The following is a 16524-nucleotide window of genomic DNA, read 5'->3' as shown; positions in this document are numbered from 1 at the left end:
CAACAAGCGCGGCCCCGGCACGGATTGCTAGACTGGCGCCCCCCGCATCCGGCCCGAGCAATGAGCGACGCGTTGCCCTCCCTGACCGACGTGAAGGATTCGATCCAGCGACTGGGCCTGGGCACGGGTGCCGCCGAGCTGCACGGTGGCCTGGCCGGCTGGCTGGCCGGCGGTGGCGCGAACGGCCCCGGCTGGCTGGCCGCGGTGCTGGCCGATGCCGGCGTGGCGGCGCCCGACGGGAGCCTGGAGGAGCTGCGGCTGGCCACGGCCGCGCAGATGGAGGATCCGGCGTTCGCCTTCGAGCTGCTGCTGCCCGAGTCCGGCGCGCCGCTGTACGAGCGCACCCTGTCGCTGTTCGAGTGGTGTCGCGGGTTCCTGGGCGGCTTCGGCCTGGCAGCCGGCGCGGAGCCGCCGCTGTCGGAGGAGGGGCGTGAGGCGCTTGCGGACATCGCCAGGCTGGCCGCGGCCAGTCCGCAGGAGGATGGTGACGAGGAGGACGAGCGCGCGCTGGCCGAGATCCAGGAGTTCGTACGCGTGGCCGTGCTGCTGCTGCACGGCGACTGCGCGCTGGGGCCGCGCCATCGCCAGAGCCTGAACTGAGGGCCGGCCGATGGCGGGCCCGGCGTTCGACTCCGGCGCAAGGCTGCGGCCGCTGGCCGGCATTCCGCCCGCCGCCCATGCCCGGCGCCGGCGCCAGCTCATGCGCATGGCGGGCGAGGACGCGATCCTGGTGCTGCCGTCGGCGCCGGAGCGGGTGCGCAGCCGCGACACCCACTATCCCTACCGCCAGGACTCCGACCTGCACTACCTGACCGGATTCGCCGAGCCCGGCGCGGTGCTGGTGCTGGTGCCCGGCCGCGTCCACGGCGAGTGCCTGCTGTTCTGCCGCGAGCGCGACCCGGTGCGCGAGGCCTGGGACGGCCCCAGGCTGGGGCCCGACGACGCGGTGGACGCGCTGGGCATGGACGATGCCTATCCGATCGACGACCTGGATGAAATCCTCCCGGGCCTGCTGGAAGGCCGGACCCGGGTGTACTACCACTTCGGCCGCGACACCGACTTCGACCTCAAGCTGATCGGCTGGCTCAACCGGGTGCGCGAGCAGATGCGCATGGGCGACCAGCCGCCGCACGAGTTCCTGGAGCTGGGCCACCTGCTGGACGAGATGCGGCTGTTCAAGACCCGCGAGGAGCTGGTGCTGATGCGCCGCGCGGCGGCGATCAGCATGCGCGCCCACGCCGCAGCGATGGCCGCCGTCCGGCCTGGCATGCACGAATACGAGCTGCAGGCGGTGCTGGAGTACGAGTTCCGCCGCCACGGCGGCGAGGCGGCCTACGAAAGCATCGTCGGCGCCGGGGCCAATGCCTGCGTGCTGCACTACCGGGCGAACAGGGCCGGGATCGAGGCCGGCGACCTGGTGCTGATCGATGCGGGCGCCGAGTACGCCGGCTATGCGGCCGATGTCACCCGCACCTTCCCCGCCGGTGGCCGCTTCAGCCGCGAACAGCGCGCGCTGCACGACCTGGTCTGCGCGGCGCAGGAGGCGGCGCTGGCCCAGGCGCGGCCGGGCGTGCCGTTCGAGTCGGTGCACCTGGCGGCGGTGCGGGTACTGGCCGAGGGCATGCTGCGGCTGGGGCTGCTCAAGGGCGGGCTGCGCAAGGTGCTGGCCGAGGAAAGCTACCGGCGCTTCACCCCGCACAAGACCGGCCACTGGCTGGGCCTGGACGTGCACGACGTGGGCGAATACCGGGTGGACGGCCAGTCGCGCCTGATCGAGCCTGGCATGGTGTTCACCATCGAGCCGGGAATCTACGTGCCGCCCGGCGCGTCCGGCGTGGACGCGAAGTGGCACGGGATCGGCGTGCGGATCGAAGACGACGTGGCCATCACCCGGGACGGCCATGAGGTACTGACCGCCGGCCTGGCGCGCAGCGCGGACGAGGTGGAAGCCTTCATGGCCGCCGCGGCCGGCTGAGCCGCCTAGGCCTGGGCGGCGAATTCGTCCCGGGTCAGGTTCACCGGCTCGCCGTCGGTGACCACCAGGTCGTCCTCGATGCGGATGCCGCCGTAGGGGCGGAATGCCTCGATCTTCTCCCAGTCCACGCTGTCGGCGTGCGGGCCCTGGCGAACCTTGTCCAGCAGCAGGTCGACGATGTAGACGCCGGGCTCGTTGGTCATCACCATCCCCGGCTCCAGGGTGCGGGTGAAGCGCAGGAACGGATGGCCCTGGGGCTTGTCGATGGTGCCGCCCGCGTCGTCGGCGGCGAAGCCGCCCACGTCATGCACCTGCAGGCCGATGCCGTGGCCCAGGCCGTGGGGGAAGAAGGCCGAGCTGACGCCGGTTTCCACCGCCGCCTCGGCCGTGCCGCGGATCACGCCGAACTCGCGCAGCACGCCGGCCAGGGCCAGGTGGGCGTCCAGGTGCAGCTGGCGGTAGTCGGCGCCGGCGGTGAAGCGGGCGTTGAGCTGCTGCTGCACCGTGTCCACCGCGTCGATCATGGCCTGGAACTCGCCGCCGGTATCGGCCGCGTAAGTGCGGGTGATGTCGCAGGCGTAGCCGCCGTGGCTGGCGCCCGCGTCGATCAGGAAGCTGCGCGACTGCGCCGGCGGCACGCGGTCGCGCTCGGTGTAGTGGAGCACCGCGGCGTGTTCGTTGAGGGCGACGATGTTGCCGTAGGGCAGTTCGCAGGCGTCCTGGCCGGCGGCCTGGCAGTAGGCCAGGTGGATGCCGAACTCGCTGGCGCCGGCGCGGAAGGCGCGCTCGGCGGCGCGGTGGGCGCGCACGCCGCGGCGGGTGGCCAGGCGCATCATCGCGATCTCGTACGGGGTCTTGTACGCGCGGTGGTAGTCCAGGTAGTCGAGCACCGCCTGCGGGTTGTTGGGCACCCAGTCGCCCAGCGCGCTCTGCGGCTCGCCGAGGATCGCGCAGCGCGCGGCGTTCGCCGGCAGGTGGGCGCGCGCCTCGTCCGGCTCGCGGATCACCACCACCTCGAAGTGCCCGGCCCAGTAGCCGGCCGGCGCTTCCGGCACCACGTGCCAGTAGTCGAACGGCTGCAGGTACACCAGCTTCGGCGTCTCGCCGGGGGTGAAGCACAGCCAGCTGCCGGGATTGGCGGTCAGCGGCGCCCACGCCTTGAACTGCGGGTTGACCGCGTAAGGGTAATCGCGATCATCGAACAGGTGGTAGCGCACCGTCCCGCTGGGGATCACCAGATGGTCGAAGCCGCCGCGCTCGAGCGCCGTCGTGGCGCGCTGCTGCAGCGTGTCCAGGTGGTCGGGATACAGCGGGGCGGGGCTGGGAATCATGGTGATGGCCGTTTCGAAACGGCCGTCATTGTCGCCCAATCGCGGCGGCGACCCAACCGCGCCGGGTCGTCAGGCGTACTGGGTCGTCAGGCGTACTGGCTGCCCGGGGTGTCGACCCACGCGCGCAGCTGGCGGACCTGGAGATCGCTCTGGCCGATGAAGCGGAAGCCCGTCCAGTGCTGGCCGGGCGCGCTCGCCGCGTCGCTCCACAGCAGGTGCGCGCCGATTTCCAGCGAAGCCGCCGCGCCGTCGGCCGCCGGCAGCGGGAAACGGAACTGGTAGAGCGCATCGTTCACCAGCGGCTGGCTGGCCAGCAGCAGCATGCCCGATTCGGACAGGTTGCCGATGTGGCCGACGACCTGGCCGGTCATCGCGTCGGTGACCTGGATTGGTTCGTGCGCCTTGCGCCGTTTCGCGCGCCTGAATTCCTGGGTCATGCCGGAGCCCTCGCGTTGGCCGGGTCTTCGCCGCGGCCGGCGAAGCTGCGCAGGGCGTTGACCGCCGCCTGCCAGGCCCGATCCACCAGCCGGCCGCGCTCGGCGGTGACCAGCCGCGCCTGCCCGGCCACGATCATCCGGGCCAGGCTGTCCAGGCTGTGCTCGGCCACGCGCTGGCCGCGCTGGTTGACGAACAGGGCGTTGTCGGTGACCCGGCTGTACCAGGACAGGCGCCGCCGCACCACGTCGCCCTGCTGGTTGGTGGTGAACTCCACCCAGCAGCCGAACGGCAGGGTCCGCAGCTGTTCGTAGTGGGCCTGCTCCTCGCCGGTGCGCGGCGGCAGCTTCGGCTTCTCCGCCTTGACCTTGTCCTCGCCCAGCCGCACGCGGGCCTTGAGCTTCATGGCCAGCTCGGTGCGCGAGGCCGGGTCTTCGTCGTCCTCGTCGGTGGCCGCGGTCAGCCGCTGGGCGATCACGCCGGCCTCGTCGTCGTGGTAGCCGACCTGGCTGAGCGATGACTCCACGTGGGCGGTCAGCTCCGCGCTGCCGGGCGCCTCGTCGCTGGCGCAGGCCGCGATGATCTCGCCGGTGGCCTGCAGCTGCTGGCGCCAGGCCTCCGAGCCTTCGCCCTGGCGCAACAGGGTCAGGGTCAGCACGTCCGCCCAGGCCTGGTTGAGCAGGGCGCGGGCAAAGCGGGGCAGGCGCCGGCCACCGATGGATTCTTCCAGCACTTCGGCGGCGCGTTGCCGTGCGACCTCCAGCTTCTCCTTGCCGCGGGCGGCCTCGACGTGGCGCTTTTCCAGCGTCTCCGCCTTGCGCACCTGTGTCTGCAGCTGTTGCTGCAGGCCCTCGTTGGCCCGGGCGAACACCGCCGGGTCGTCGTCGAATTCCTCGACCACGTCGGCCACCGCCCGCTTGAGCGGCTCGACCATGCTGCGATCCAGCTCATTGCGGTCGGTCCAGCGGGCGGCGCTCTCGGCGATGGTGTTGAGCAGCTGCCGCGCCGGATGGCTGGCATGCAGGAAGAACCCGCGATCCTGCAGCGCCAGCCGCAGCAGCGGCACCTGCAGTTCGCGCACCAGCGGAGAGGTCGGCGCGTCGAGGCGGATTTCCTTCTCGATCTGCTCGTACAGCAGGTGGACCAGTTCGAAGGTGTCGCTGTCCTGCGGCGACAGGGCCGACCCTTCGCCGTACTGCTGGCGTGCCTGGGCCAGGATGGTGCGCTTGACCTCGGCCAGGCTGGCCCGGTTGGCCGCCGGCGCCTGCTGCAATCCGCGCAGCGCGCCCACCAGATCCGGCGTGCTCATCTGCCGCTGGCGGCCTTCGGGCTTGTCGGCCTTCAGCTTGTCGATCAGCTCGCGCCGGCCCGACAGCAGCTGCTGGAGCATGCCGAACACGGCGTCGTCGTCGTCTTCGCCGCCGCCACTCGGCGCCTGGCCCATCCAGGCGGTATGCAGGCGCGGCGGCGGCTTGTTGCCGCTGGCGGCCTGGCCGGGAGCAGACGCATGCCCGGGCTCGTCGTGTGGCTCGGCCCGGGGCGCGGAAGGCGCATCCACCGGGGTGGGGCGCATGCGCATCGGCACGAAGGTCAGCGACGGAAGAATGCCTTCCTCCGCCAGCAGGTTGTTGAGGTGGTCGAGCACCTGGGGGTAGCCGGACATCACCTGGCGGTCGAACATCCGGTACAGCAGCAGCCGCGCGTCATGGCTGAGCTCCAGCTCCACCGCCGCGGTGCGGATCGCGCGGCACAGCGCGAGCGGGCCAAGCGGCAGCCGGCCGGCGTCGAAGGCGGGACTGCCGGCGAGCACGCCGAAGCGCTGGCCCAGCAGGTGCAGGGCCAGGGTGGCCCGGCCTTCCTGGCGGCTGGCCACTTCGGCCAGCACGGTGTCCTCGTCCATCACCGAGGTTTCGACCAGGCTCAGGTGGCGGAAGCTGGGCGGCTCGCTGTCGTCGGCCACCGGCTCGGCCGCCGCTGCAGGGCCGCGCAGTCCGGCCAGCCCTGTTTCCACCTGGATCATGAAACGGGGCAGCAGGTCGGCACGATTGAGGCGGAAGCTGCGCAGCGCCTGCATGTATCCGGACTCGGAGCCGGGGTTGCGGGCCAGGTCGGCCAGCCGGAACAGTTCGCGCTCGAACTCCAGCAGCATGCGCTCCATGCCGTGGTCGAGCTCCTCCGATACCAGCGTCAGCGCCCGTTCCAGCGTGCGCCGCACGCGCAGCGGCAGATCGGCCGAGGCCAGGCTGGCGGTTGCCGAAGGATCCAAGGAGGCAGTCATGGGCACCATCCCGTGGTTGTCCGCGCGCGGTGGTCGGGGGGGCTTGGCATGCTGGCCGCGCCGCGGCAAAGCGGCCGCGCCGGCGATTCAGGCCGGCGTGGAGTCCGGCGCGGTTGCGTCCGGCAGGAAAAGCTCCATGACATCATTGACAAAGCGCCCCCCAAGCGCGGTCTTCAGTATGCGGCCATCCTGCTCCTGCAGCCAGCCCCGGCGCGCGGCCTCGGCCAGCGGCCGGGCGATCGCGTCGCGGCCCAGGCCGCAGCGGGCCTCGAAATCCTCCAGCCGGAAGCCTTCCTCCAGCCTCAATACGTTGAGCATGTACTCGAACGGCCGCTGCGCCGGCTCCACCCGCTCGTCGCCGCCGATCCCGGCGTCCGTCCCGGCCACTGACAGCCACGCCGTGGGGTGCTTGAGCTTCCCGCGCCGCACGATCGCCTGTTCCGCGCCCAGGGTCAGCTTGCCGTGGGCCCCGGCGCCGATGCCCAGGTAGTCGCCGTAGCGCCAGTAGTTGAGGTTGTGGGCGCACTGGCGGTCCGGGCGGGCGTAGGCGGAGATCTCGTAGTGCCGGTAGCCGGCCCGTGCCAGCAGCGCCTGGCAGCGCTCCTGCATGTCCCAGGCCAGGTCGTCGTCGGGGATGCCGGACGGCGGCCGGGCGGCGAACAGGGTGTTGGGCTCCAGGGTGAGCTGGTAGTGGGAGATGTGCGCCGGATCCAGGGCGATGGCGCGTTCCACGTCGCGTTCGGCCATGGCCAGGTCCTGGCCGGGCAGGGCGTACATCAGGTCGAGGTTGAAGTTGTCGAAGCCGGCGTCGCGGGCCAGCTTCACGGCCGCTTCGGCCTGGGCGCTGTCGTGGATCCGTCCCAGCCGCTGCAGACAGCCGTCGTCGAAGCTCTGGATGCCGAAGCTGAGGCGGTTGACCCCGGCCGCCAGGTAGTCGGGGAAGCGGCCGTGCTCGGCGGTGCCGGGGTTGGTTTCCAGGGTGACTTCCAGGCCCGGCATGAAGCGCAGGCGGGCCGAGGCGCCCTGCAGGAAGCGGTCGATCGCCGCGGGCGGGAACAGGCTGGGGGTGCCGCCGCCGAAGAACACCGCGTGCACGGGCCGGCCCCAGGCCAGTGGCAGGTCGTGGTCGAGATCGGCCAGCAGGGCGTCGACGTAGGCGTCGAAGGGCAGTTCACCGCGCGCCTGGTGCGAATTGAAGTCGCAGTATGGGCATTTGCGCACGCACCAGGGCAGGTGCACGTAGAGCGTGAGCGGCGGGGTGGTGAGCATGCGGCTAGTGTAATTGGCCGACTGGTGCCACGCAGATTGACAGGACGCGGGGCGCCGGGCGTCGCGGCGCTCCTACAGCTCAGGCAACCGCTGGCGGAGGAGTTCGAGGGCGCGGCCGCGGTGGCTGATGCGGTTCTTGATGGCCGGGTCGAGCTCGGCGGCGGTAAGGTTGTTGTCCGGATCCAGGAATACCGGGTCGTAGCCGAAGCCGTGGGTGCCGCGCGGCGCGTGCAGGATGCGGCCTTCCCAGCGGCCTTCGGCGATCAGCGGCTGCGGATCGTCGGCGCGGCGCAGCAGTACCAGCGCGCAGCAGAAGCGGGCGCCGCGGCGTTCGTCCGGCACGTCGCGCAGGGCGTCCAGGAGCTTTGCGATGTTGCGCGCGGCGTTGCCGTCGGGGCCGGAATAGCGCGCCGAGTACAGGCCGGGGGCGCCTTCGAGCGCATCCACGCACAGTCCGGAATCGTCGCCCAGCGCCGGCAGTCCGGTGATGCGCGCGGCGTTGCGGGCCTTCAGGATCGCGTTCTCGACGAAGGTCAGGCCGGTTTCCTCGGCCTCGTCCACGCCCAGCTCCGCCTGCGCCACCGCCTGCATGCCGCTGCCTTCCAGCAGCCGGTTGAACTCGGCCAGCTTGCCGGCATTGTTGCTGGCAAGCACCAGCCTCATCCGGCCAGCGCCTCCTGCTGCAGGCGGAACAGTTCGGCCGTGCCCTGCTCGGCCAGGGCGAGCATCGCGTCGAGTTCGTCGCGGCGGAAGGCGTGGCCCTCGGCCGTGCCCTGCACCTCGATGAAGCCGCCGCCGTCGTTCATCACCACGTTCATGTCGGTGTCGCAGTCGCTGTCCTCGGCGTAGTCCAGGTCCAGCACCGGCACGCCGCGGTACAGGCCCACCGACACCGCCGCCACCGCGCCGTACAGCGGGTCGCGCAGCAGCTTGCGCTGCTTCATCAGGCTGCCCACGGCGTCCGCCAGGGCCACGTAGGCGCCGGTGATGGCCGCGGTGCGGGTGCCGCCGTCGGCCTGCAGCACATCGCAGTCCAGGGTGATGGTGCGCTCGCCCAGCGCGGCGCGGTCGATGCAGGCGCGCAGCGAGCGGCCGATCAGGCGCTGGATCTCCAGGGTGCGCCCGCCCTGCTTGCCGCGCGCGGCCTCGCGGTCGCTGCGGGTGTGGGTGGCGCGCGGCAGCATGCCGTATTCGGCCGTCACCCAGCCCTCGCCCTTGCCGCGCAGAAAGCCCGGCACGCGCTCCTCCACGCTGGCGGTGCACAGCACCCGGGTCTCGCCGAAGCTGACCAGCACCGAGCCTTCGGCGTGGCGGGTGTAGCCGCGTTCCAGGCGTACCTGGCGAAGCTGGTCGGGGGCGCGGCCGCTGGGGCGCTGGGGGGTCGTCATGGCAGCGGGATCGGGTTGCTGGGGGCCGGGAAGTCTAGCAGCCGGGGCCGCCGCGGCCGCCCGGATGGCATACTGCGCAACCGCCAGAACGACCCTTCGCGATGACACGAAGCATGACCGCCTACGCGGCGGCAGAGCGCCAAACGGCCTGGGGCACGCTCGGCTGCGAGCTGCGCGCGGTCAACCACCGTTTCCTGGAGCTGGGCACGCGCCTGCCGGACGAGCTGCGCGCGCTGGAGCCGGCGCTGCGCGAGCGGGTATCGGCACGGGTGTCGCGCGGCAAGCTGGATCTGGTCATCCGCCTGCGCACCGATGCGGCTCGGACGCTGGCGGTGGACGAGGATGCGGTGGCGCAGCTTGCCTCGCTGGTGCAGTCGCTGCAGGGCGCCTTCCCGGGGCTGACCACCGAGGTGACCGGGCTGCTGCAGCTGCCGGGCGTGCTGCAGTCGCGCGAGGTCGACGCCGATGCGCTCAGGGCCGAGGCGGTTTCGCTGCTGGACGAGGTGCTGGGCCAGTTCCTGGAGGCCCGCGGCCGCGAAGGCGACAAGCTCGCCGCCGGGATCACCGAGCGGGTGCAGGGCATTGCCCGCATCGCTGCCGAGGTGCGCTCGCTGATGCCGGCCATCCGCGACGGCCAGCGGGCAAAGCTGGAGGCGCGCGTGGCCGACCTGGGCCAGCCGCTGGATCCGGGCCGGCTGGAGCAGGAACTGGTGCTGTGGCTGCAGAAGCTGGATGTAGAGGAGGAGCTGGATCGCCTCGACAGCCACGTCGAGGAGATCGGCCGGGTGATGGCCGCCGACGGCCCGGTGGGCAGGCGCCTGGACTTCCTGCTGCAGGAGTTCAACCGTGAGGCCAATACCCTGGGCTCCAAGTCGGTCGACCGGCGCACCTCGCAGCTGGCGGTGGAGCTGAAGGTGCTGATCGACCAGATCCGCGAGCAGGTGCAGAACCTTGAGTGAGGCCATGCGCGGAACCCTGTTCATCGTCGCCGCGCCCTCGGGCGCGGGCAAGTCGAGCATCGTCAACGCCTGCCTGGCGCGGGACCCGTCGGTGAGCCTGTCGATCTCGTTCACCTCGCGGCCGCCGCGGCCGGGCGAGCGGCACGCCGAGCACTACCACTTCGTCGGCGAGGACGAGTTCCAGCGCATGATCCAGGCCGGCGAGTTCTTCGAGCATGCGCGCGTGCACGGCGACTGGAAGGGCACCGCCCGGCAGTCGGTGGAGCCGCAGCTGGCCGCCGGCCGCGACGTGCTGCTGGAGATCGACTGGCAGGGCGCGCGCCAGGTGCGTGCGCAGGTGCCCGACGCGGTCGGCATCTTCATCCTCCCGCCCTCGCGCGCCGCGCTGGAGGAGCGCATGCGCAAGCGCGGCCAGGACAGCGACGCCGTGATCGCCCGCCGCCTGGCCGCCGCGCGCGAGGAGATGTCGCACCACGAGGAGTTCGATTTCCTCATCGTCAACGAGGACTTCGAGGTGGCGGTGGACGAGATGTGCGCCATCTTCACCGCCAGCCGCCTGCGCCGGGCCCAGCAGCAGCAGCGCCATCGGCGGCTGCTGGAGGGCCTGCTGGACGGGGATTGAGCCGCAGCCGGCCCCGGATTGCCTGCAACCCGTTGATTTTTCAGGGTCGTGCTTGCAGCGGAAAAGCTGTCATGGCTAAAATAACGGGTTCTGTCCCCTTTATTCGCGCGGCCAAGCGGCCGCCGGGAGCCCGTATGGCGCGTATCACCGTGGAAGATTGCATGGAAGTGGTCGACAACCGCTTCGAACTGGTCATGATGGCGGCCAAGCGCGCGCGCCAGCTGGCCAACGGCGTCGAGCCGCAGATCGAGAACGAAGAGAACGACGACAAGCCGACCGTGCTGGCGCTGCGCGAGATCGCCGCGCGTGCGATCGACGACGACTACATCGAGGCCGTCGACAAGGCCGAGCGCGAGCGCAAGGAGCGCGAGGCGCTGGAGTGGGCCGCCGCCGAGGTGGTCGCCGACGAGGAACTCGCCAAGGGCGACGACCTGTAACACTCCCCATTCACGGGATTTCCCCGTAGGCTCGGGGGCATGACCGCGCCCGAGCCCGTCCTTCGCCGGATCCAGCCGCCCGCAGACGAGGCGGTGCCCGGCTACATGCGCGAGCTGGAAGCGGCCGCCGACTACCTGGACGACGACCAGCGCGCGGTGCTGCGCCGCGCGTGGGCGGTGGGCGCGGCCGCCCACGAGGGCCAGGCGCGCAAGTCCGGCGAACCCTACATCACCCACCCGGTGGCGGTGGCGCGTGTCCTGGCCGCGCTCAAGGTCGACCTGGAAACCCTGGTCGCGGCGATCCTGCACGACACCATCGAGGACACCCCGCTCACCCGCGAGCAGCTTGCGGGCGAGTTCGGCGAAACCGTGGCCGAACTGGTGGACGGGGTCACCAAGCTGGACAAGCTGCATTTCAGCAGCCGCCAGGAAGCCAACGCGGAAAGCTTCCGCAAGATGATGCTGGCGATGGCGCGCGACCTGCGCGTGATCCTGATCAAGCTCGGCGACCGCCTGCACAACATGCGCACCCTGGGCGCGCAGACGGTCGAGGCGCGCGAGCGGATCGCCCGCGAGACCCTGGAGATCTACGCGCCGATCGCCCAGCGCCTGGGCATGAACATGATCAAGGCGGAGCTGCAGGATCTGGGCTTCCGGGCCCTGCACCCGCTGCGCCACGCGGTGCTGGAAAAGCGCATCAGCTCGCAGCCGCTGGTACGCCGCGAGGCCCTGGCCAGGATCGAGGCCCAGCTGGCGCAGCGGCTGACCAACGAGCAGCTGGAGTACCGGCTGGTCAGCCGGGTCAAGTCGCCGTGGAGCATCTATACCAAGATGCAGGCCGAGGGGAAGACCTTCAGGCAGCTGATGGACGTGTTCGGCTTTCGCGTCATCGTGCGCTCGGTGGCCGACTGCTACCACGCGCTGGGCGTGGTGCATTCGGTATACAAGCCGGTGGACGGGCGTTTCCGCGACTTCATCGCCATTCCCAAGGCCAACGGCTACCAGTCCCTGCACACGGTGCTGTTCGGCCCCTACGGCTCGCCGATCGAGGTGCAGATCCGCACCGAGGAAATGGATCTGATCGCCGAGCGCGGGATCGCCGCGCACTGGGCCTACAAGCACGGCGGAGCGCCGTCGAGCGCGCAGTCGCGGGCGCACTCGTGGATCTCCAGCCTGCTGGAGTCGCAGCGGGCGACCGGCTCGTCGCTGGAGTTCCTGGAGAACGTCAAGGTCGACCTGTTCCCCGACGAGGTCTACCTGTTCACGCCCAAGGGCGACATCCTGTCGCTGCCGCGCAACGCCACCGCGCTGGACTTCGCCTACGCGGTGCACACCGACCTGGGCAACCGCGCGGTTGCGGCGCGCGTGGACAAGCGCCTGGTGCCGCTGCGCACCCGGCTGGCCAGCGGCCAGCAGGTGGAGGTGATCACCGCCAAGTCGGCCACGCCCAAGCCGCAGTGGCTGGAGTTCGTGGCCACCGGCAAGGCGCGCACCGCGATCCGCCAGCAGCTCAAGCAGATCGAGCACGAGGACGCGGTGCAGCTGGGCCACCGCATGCTCGACCGCGCGCTGGAGGACATCGGCAGCTCGCTCGAGCGCCTGCCGGCCGAGCGCCTGGAGGCCTACCTGGCCGAGCTGCGCTACCGGCGGCTGGAGGAGCTGCTGGCCGACATCGCGCTGGGCAACCGCATGCCGGTGCAGGTGGCGCACACCCTGGCCCAGCGGGCGCCGGGCAGCGACCTGTTCCCGGTGACTCCGGCCGGGCAGGGCGAGCGCATCCTGATCACCGGCAACGAGCGCGGGGTGGTCACGTTCGCCAACTGCTGCATGCCGATCCCCGGCGACGACATCATGGGATACCACGCCGCCGGCAAGGGCATCGTGGTGCACCGGATCGAATGCCCGAACGTGGCCGAGTACCGCAAGTCTCCCGACCGCTGGGTGGCGATCGGCTGGGATCGCGAGGTTGCCGGCGACTACAGCTCCAGCCTGCGGGTGGAGGTCGCGAACCGGCCCGGGGTGCTGGCCCAGGTGGCGGCGGCGATCGCCCAGGCCGATTCCAACATCGACGGCGTGGACTATCTGGAACGCGACAGCAGCGTGGCCGCGATCCGTTTTTCGATCCAGGTGCGCAACCGCAAGCATCTGGCCGACGTGATCCGGAAAGTACGCCGCCAGGGCGTGGTTCACGGCGTCCAGCGTCTTTAGAAGTGCTCCATGCGCGCGAAGCTGCGTGAATGGGCCAGCCCCTCATGTTTTGCGGCGATGGCATGAGCCGGGACGCACGCGGCTTCGCGCGCATGGCGCGCTCCACTATCATCGGGTTTCCTTTCCCACGGAAACTCCCATGGCCCGTACCCCCATCAATACCGACCGCGCGCCGGCTGCGATCGGCCCCTATTCGCAGGCCGTCCGCAGCGGCAACACCGTGTACTTCTCCGGCCAGATCCCGCTGGATCCGGCGACCGGAGACGTCGTCGCCGGCGGCATCGAGGCCCAGGCGCGGCGCGCGTTCGACAACCTGAAGGCGGTGGCCGAAGCCGCCGGCGGGTCGATGGACGACATCGTCCGCCTGGGCCTGTACCTGACCGACCTGGGCGAGTTCGCGGTGGTCAATTCGGTGATGTCCGAATACTTCGACGCCCCGTACCCCGCACGCTCCACCATCGAGGTGGCGGGCCTGCCCAAGGGGGTGGCGTTCGAGGTCGATGCGGTGATGGTGCTGGACTGAACGACACCGATCCCGGGCGCCAGCCGCTGTCCTCGCTGGCGGGCGTTGGCGCGCGGACTGCTGAAAAACTCGCCGCGCGCGGCCTGCTGACCGTGCAGGATCTGTGGATGCAGCTGCCGCGGCAGTACGAGGACCGCACCCGGATCGTGCCGATCCGCGAGCTGCAGCCGGGCGTGGCCTGCCAGGTCGAGGGGGTGGTGGAGGCGGTGGAACGCGGCTTCCGCTACCGGCCGACGATGCGGGTGGCGATCGGCGACGGCTCGCGAAGCACGCTGGTGCTGCGGTTCTTCCATTTCCGCGCCGCCCAGGTGGCGCAGTTCCAGGTCGGCGCGCGGGTGCGCTGCTACGGCACCGCGCGGCTGGGACAGAACGGCCTGGAGATGGTGCATCCGAGCTACCAGGTGCTGGCGCCCGGTGAGGGCGAGGGCCTGGGCGAGCGGCTTGATCCGGTGTACCCGCAGATCGAAGGCATCGGTGCGGCCAGCATGCGCCGGCTGATCGGCCAGGCGCTGGATCGGCTGCCGCCCGGCGACGGGCTCGAACTGCTGCCGGTCGACGAACTGCAAAGCCGCAGCCTGCCTTCGCTGCGCGATGCCCTGCTGACCGTGCACCGGCCGCCCGCCGATGCCGACGTGGCCGCGCTGCTGGCCGCGACCCATCCGGCGCAGCGGCGGCTGGTGCTGGAAGAATTGCTCGCCCACCACCTGAGCCTGCGCCGGCACCGGATCGCCTTGCAGCAGCATGCCGCGCCGGTGCTCGACGGGCGCGGCGAGCTGGCCGCGCGGCTGCGTGGATCGCTGCCGTTCGCGCTGACCGGCGCCCAGGAGCGGGTGCTGGCGCAGGTGCTGCGCGACATCGCCGCGCCAACGCCGATGCTGCGCCTGGTGCAGGGCGACGTGGGCAGCGGCAAGACCGTGGTCGCCGCGCTGGCGGCCGCCGCCGCGGTCGAGTCCGGCGTGCAGGTGGGGCTGATGGCGCCGACCGAGCTGCTGGCCGAGCAGCACCTGGCCAGCTTCCGCCAGTGGCTGGAGCCGCTGGGCGTCACGGTCACCTGGCTGGCCGGCAAGCTGCCGGCCAAGCAGCGTGCCCGGGTGCTTGCCGAAGTCGCCGACGGCAGCGCGCAGGTGGTGGTGGGCACCCACGCGCTGATGCAGGAGGGCGTGGCCTTCCGCGACCTGGGCCTGGCGATCATCGACGAGCAGCACCGCTTCGGCGTGCACCAGCGCCTGGCGCTGCGCGACAAGGGCGCGGTGGCCGGGCAGGTGCCGCACCAGCTGGTGATGACCGCCACCCCCATCCCGCGCACCCTGGCCATGGCCGCCTACGCCGACCTGGACGTGTCGGCGATCGACGAGCTGCCGCCCGGGCGCACCCCGGTGCAGACGGTGGTGCTCGGCGCCGGCCGGCGGCCGGAGCTGATCGAGCGCATCCGCGCCGCCTGCGCCGACGGGCGCCAGGCGTACTGGGTCTGCACCCTGATCGATGACAGCGACGAGGTCGTCGCCCAGGCCGCCCAGGGCACGTTCGAAATGCTGTCCGAAGCGCTGCCGGAACTGGGCGTGGGCCTCGTCCACGGGCGCATGAAGGCGGCGGAAAAACAGGACACCATGCGCCGGTTCAAGGATGGCGGCATCGACCTGCTGGTGGCGACCACGGTGATCGAGGTCGGCGTGGACGTACCCAACGCCTCGCTGATGATCGTGGAGAACGCCGAGCGCCTGGGGCTGTCGCAGCTGCACCAGCTGCGCGGCCGGGTCGGGCGCGGCAGCGAGGCTTCCAGCTGCGTGCTGCTGTACCAGCCGCCGCTGTCGCAGATGGCGCGCCAGCGGCTGGAGACCATGCGCGAGACCGGCGACGGCTTCGTGATCGCCGAAAAGGATCTGGAGCTGCGCGGCCCGGGCGAGCTCCTGGGGACCCGCCAGACCGGGCTGGCGGCGTTCCGCGTGGCCGACCTGGTGCGCGACGCCGACCTGCTGCCGGAGGTGCACCGCATCGGCGAGCGCCTGCTGCGCGAGCAGCCGGACGCCGCCGACCGCCTGGTTGAACGCTGGATCGGCGGTGCGGCACGCTATGCCGCCGCCTGACCGCGGGGCTGGACGCAAACCGAACAGGAAAGGAAACATTGCCCCATGGATGAAAAGATTCCCCTGCTGATCGACACCGACCCCGGCGTGGACGACGCCCTGGCGGTGCTGATGGCCTTCAACGACCCGCGCCACGAGGTGGTCGGGCTGACCGTGACCGCCGGCAACGTCGGCCTGGATCACACGGTGGCCAACGCGCTGCGGCTGGTGGAGACCTGCGGCGCCGACGTGCCGGTGTTCGCCGGCTGCGCCGCGCCGCTGCTGCACCCGGCGGTGGATGCGGCCCACGTGCATGGCGCGGATGGTTTCGGCGATGCCGGTCTGCCGGCCGCCCGCGGCCGCCAGGCGGATGAGCATGCCGCGCTGGCGATCCTGCGCCTGTCGCACGAGCACGCCGGCCGCCTGCTGCTGGTCGCGCTGGGCCCGCTGACCAACCTGGCGCTGGCGCTGCGGCTGGATCCGACCCTGCCCGAACGGGTGGCGCGGCTGGTGGTGATGGGCGGCGCGGTGACCGCGCACGGCAACATCACCCCGGCGGCGGAGTTCAACATCGCCTTCGACCCGGAGGCGGCGCACATCGTGTTCCAGGGGTTCCCGCGGCTGGAGCTGGCCGACTGGGAGGCGACCGTGGCCCACGGGCTTGCCCACGAGCGCCTGGATCGCTGGCTGGAGGCGGATACGGCGCGCGCGCGCTTCTACGACGCCATTTCGCTGCATTCGCGGCGCTGGTCGGCAGACGGCCGCGGCCCGCTGTGGTTCTGCGCCGACGCGCTGGCGATGGCCTGGGCGCTGCAGCCGGACGGCGCGCTGGAAACCGGCGAACGGCCGGTGGCGGTGGAGCTGGAGGGTCGCCATGCCCGCGGCGCCACGGTGGTGGACTGGCAGCGCCAGACCGGGGCCGCGGACAACGCCCTCATCCTGCTGCGCTACGACCAGGCGCGGTTCGAAGCCCGGGTGCGCGAGGCGCTGGCGGCGGGCTGAGCCGGGGCAGCGGGGGTGGATTGCGGCGGGAAGG

15 protein-coding genes are annotated in these 16524 nt (G+C 71.5%); 9 read left to right on the top strand and 6 right to left on the bottom strand.

The window, feature by feature from the left end; genetic code table 11:
* Positions 1-60: 60 nt before the first annotated feature.
* On the top strand, positions 61-600 hold the full coding sequence (locus tag ACOZ90_RS06540) for a UPF0149 family protein (RefSeq protein WP_422892834.1): 540 nt from the start codon (positions 61-63) through the stop codon (positions 598-600).
* A 43-nt stretch (positions 601-643) separates the two neighbouring features.
* Entirely contained in the window at positions 644-1975 is a 1332-nt protein-coding gene (locus ACOZ90_RS06535; RefSeq protein ID WP_422892871.1) for an aminopeptidase P N-terminal domain-containing protein, read from the top strand.
* A 5-nt stretch (positions 1976-1980) separates the two neighbouring features.
* Here the strand turns inward: ACOZ90_RS06535 and pepQ are convergent, their stop codons facing one another.
* The 6 genes from pepQ to rph form a co-directional block, all read right to left on the bottom strand.
* Positions 1981-3306: a Xaa-Pro dipeptidase gene (gene pepQ / locus ACOZ90_RS06530; protein WP_422892833.1), complete on the bottom strand. Its 1326-nt coding sequence runs from the start codon at positions 3304-3306 to the stop codon at positions 1981-1983.
* An 86-nt stretch (positions 3307-3392) separates the two neighbouring features.
* Positions 3393-3743 carry a PilZ domain-containing protein gene (locus ACOZ90_RS06525; protein WP_422892832.1) on the bottom strand — a complete coding sequence of 117 codons (351 nt, stop codon included), beginning with the start codon at positions 3741-3743 and terminating at the stop codon, positions 3393-3395.
* Entirely contained in the window at positions 3740-6019 is a 2280-nt protein-coding gene (locus ACOZ90_RS06520; RefSeq protein WP_422892831.1) for a DUF1631 domain-containing protein, read from the bottom strand. Before ACOZ90_RS06520 ends, ACOZ90_RS06525 begins: the two co-directional genes overlap by 4 nt.
* Positions 6020-6106: 87 nt before the next feature.
* Positions 6107-7288, bottom strand: coding sequence for a radical SAM family heme chaperone HemW (gene hemW, locus ACOZ90_RS06515; RefSeq protein ID WP_422892830.1), 1182 nt, complete (start codon positions 7286-7288; stop codon positions 6107-6109).
* A 72-nt stretch (positions 7289-7360) separates the two neighbouring features.
* The gene (rdgB, locus tag ACOZ90_RS06510; protein ID WP_422892829.1) at positions 7361-7951 is read right to left on the bottom strand and encodes an RdgB/HAM1 family non-canonical purine NTP pyrophosphatase; all 591 of its coding nucleotides are present in this window, start codon (positions 7949-7951) and stop codon (positions 7361-7363) included.
* Positions 7948-8676: a ribonuclease PH gene (gene rph / locus ACOZ90_RS06505; RefSeq protein WP_422892828.1), complete on the bottom strand. Its 729-nt coding sequence runs from the start codon at positions 8674-8676 to the stop codon at positions 7948-7950. The genes rdgB and rph overlap by 4 nt, the downstream gene beginning before the upstream one ends.
* 101 nt (positions 8677-8777) lie before the next feature.
* Here rph and ACOZ90_RS06500 point away from each other — a divergent pair, with 101 nt between their 5' ends.
* From ACOZ90_RS06500 to ACOZ90_RS06470, 7 genes are all read left to right on the top strand, one after another.
* Complete coding sequence (locus ACOZ90_RS06500) at positions 8778-9635, top strand: YicC/YloC family endoribonuclease (protein ID WP_422892827.1); 858 nt, start codon at positions 8778-8780, stop codon at positions 9633-9635.
* A 4-nt stretch (positions 9636-9639) separates the two neighbouring features.
* Positions 9640-10257 (top strand): guanylate kinase, encoded by a 618-nt coding sequence (gmk, locus tag ACOZ90_RS06495; RefSeq protein ID WP_422892826.1) that lies wholly within the window; start codon positions 9640-9642, stop codon positions 10255-10257.
* 134 nt (positions 10258-10391) lie between these two features.
* Positions 10392-10694: a DNA-directed RNA polymerase subunit omega gene (rpoZ, locus tag ACOZ90_RS06490; protein ID WP_422892825.1), complete on the top strand. Its 303-nt coding sequence runs from the start codon at positions 10392-10394 to the stop codon at positions 10692-10694.
* Positions 10695-10733: 39 nt separating this feature from the next.
* The gene (locus tag ACOZ90_RS06485) at positions 10734-12902 is read left to right on the top strand and encodes a RelA/SpoT family protein (RefSeq protein WP_422892824.1); all 2169 of its coding nucleotides are present in this window, start codon (positions 10734-10736) and stop codon (positions 12900-12902) included.
* Between the two features lie 139 nt (positions 12903-13041).
* Positions 13042-13425: a RidA family protein gene (locus ACOZ90_RS06480; protein WP_422892823.1), complete on the top strand. Its 384-nt coding sequence runs from the start codon at positions 13042-13044 to the stop codon at positions 13423-13425.
* Complete coding sequence (recG, locus tag ACOZ90_RS06475) at positions 13422-15509, top strand: ATP-dependent DNA helicase RecG (protein ID WP_422892870.1); 2088 nt, start codon at positions 13422-13424, stop codon at positions 15507-15509. The genes ACOZ90_RS06480 and recG overlap by 4 nt, the downstream gene beginning before the upstream one ends.
* A 45-nt stretch (positions 15510-15554) precedes the next feature.
* Positions 15555-16490, top strand: a complete 936-nt coding sequence (locus tag ACOZ90_RS06470) for a nucleoside hydrolase (RefSeq protein ID WP_422892822.1) — start codon at positions 15555-15557, stop codon at positions 16488-16490.
* Positions 16491-16524: the final 34 nt, after the last annotated feature.

Source organism: Luteimonas dalianensis, assembly GCF_049339425.1.
GTDB classification, from domain to species: Bacteria; Pseudomonadota; Gammaproteobacteria; order Xanthomonadales; family Xanthomonadaceae; genus Luteimonas; species Luteimonas dalianensis.
Note: the sequence above shows the minus strand (reverse complement) of the source record. Positions and strands in the feature narration are given on the sequence as shown.

Bases quoted from the DNA above. Each gene is read 5' to 3' on its own strand.
- ACOZ90_RS06470 (WP_422892822.1), top strand. From the start codon at position 15,555: ATGGATGAAAAGATTCCCCTGCTGATCGACACCGACCCCGGCGTGGAC.
- ACOZ90_RS06540 (WP_422892834.1), top strand. From the start codon at position 61: ATGAGCGACGCGTTGCCCTCCCTGACCGACGTGAAGGATTCGATCCAG.
- rph (WP_422892828.1), bottom strand. From the start codon at position 8,676: ATGACGACCCCCCAGCGCCCCAGCGGCCGCGCCCCCGACCAGCTTCGC.
- hemW (WP_422892830.1), bottom strand. From the start codon at position 7,288: ATGCTCACCACCCCGCCGCTCACGCTCTACGTGCACCTGCCCTGGTGC.
- rpoZ (WP_422892825.1), top strand. From the start codon at position 10,392: ATGGCGCGTATCACCGTGGAAGATTGCATGGAAGTGGTCGACAACCGC.
- ACOZ90_RS06485 (WP_422892824.1), top strand. From the start codon at position 10,734: ATGACCGCGCCCGAGCCCGTCCTTCGCCGGATCCAGCCGCCCGCAGAC.
- ACOZ90_RS06480 (WP_422892823.1), top strand. From the start codon at position 13,042: ATGGCCCGTACCCCCATCAATACCGACCGCGCGCCGGCTGCGATCGGC.
- ACOZ90_RS06525 (WP_422892832.1), bottom strand. From the start codon at position 3,743: ATGACCCAGGAATTCAGGCGCGCGAAACGGCGCAAGGCGCACGAACCA.
- pepQ (WP_422892833.1), bottom strand. From the start codon at position 3,306: ATGATTCCCAGCCCCGCCCCGCTGTATCCCGACCACCTGGACACGCTG.
- ACOZ90_RS06500 (WP_422892827.1), top strand. From the start codon at position 8,778: ATGACACGAAGCATGACCGCCTACGCGGCGGCAGAGCGCCAAACGGCC.
- gmk (WP_422892826.1), top strand. From the start codon at position 9,640: ATGCGCGGAACCCTGTTCATCGTCGCCGCGCCCTCGGGCGCGGGCAAG.
- rdgB (WP_422892829.1), bottom strand. From the start codon at position 7,951: ATGAGGCTGGTGCTTGCCAGCAACAATGCCGGCAAGCTGGCCGAGTTC.
- ACOZ90_RS06520 (WP_422892831.1), bottom strand. From the start codon at position 6,019: ATGACTGCCTCCTTGGATCCTTCGGCAACCGCCAGCCTGGCCTCGGCC.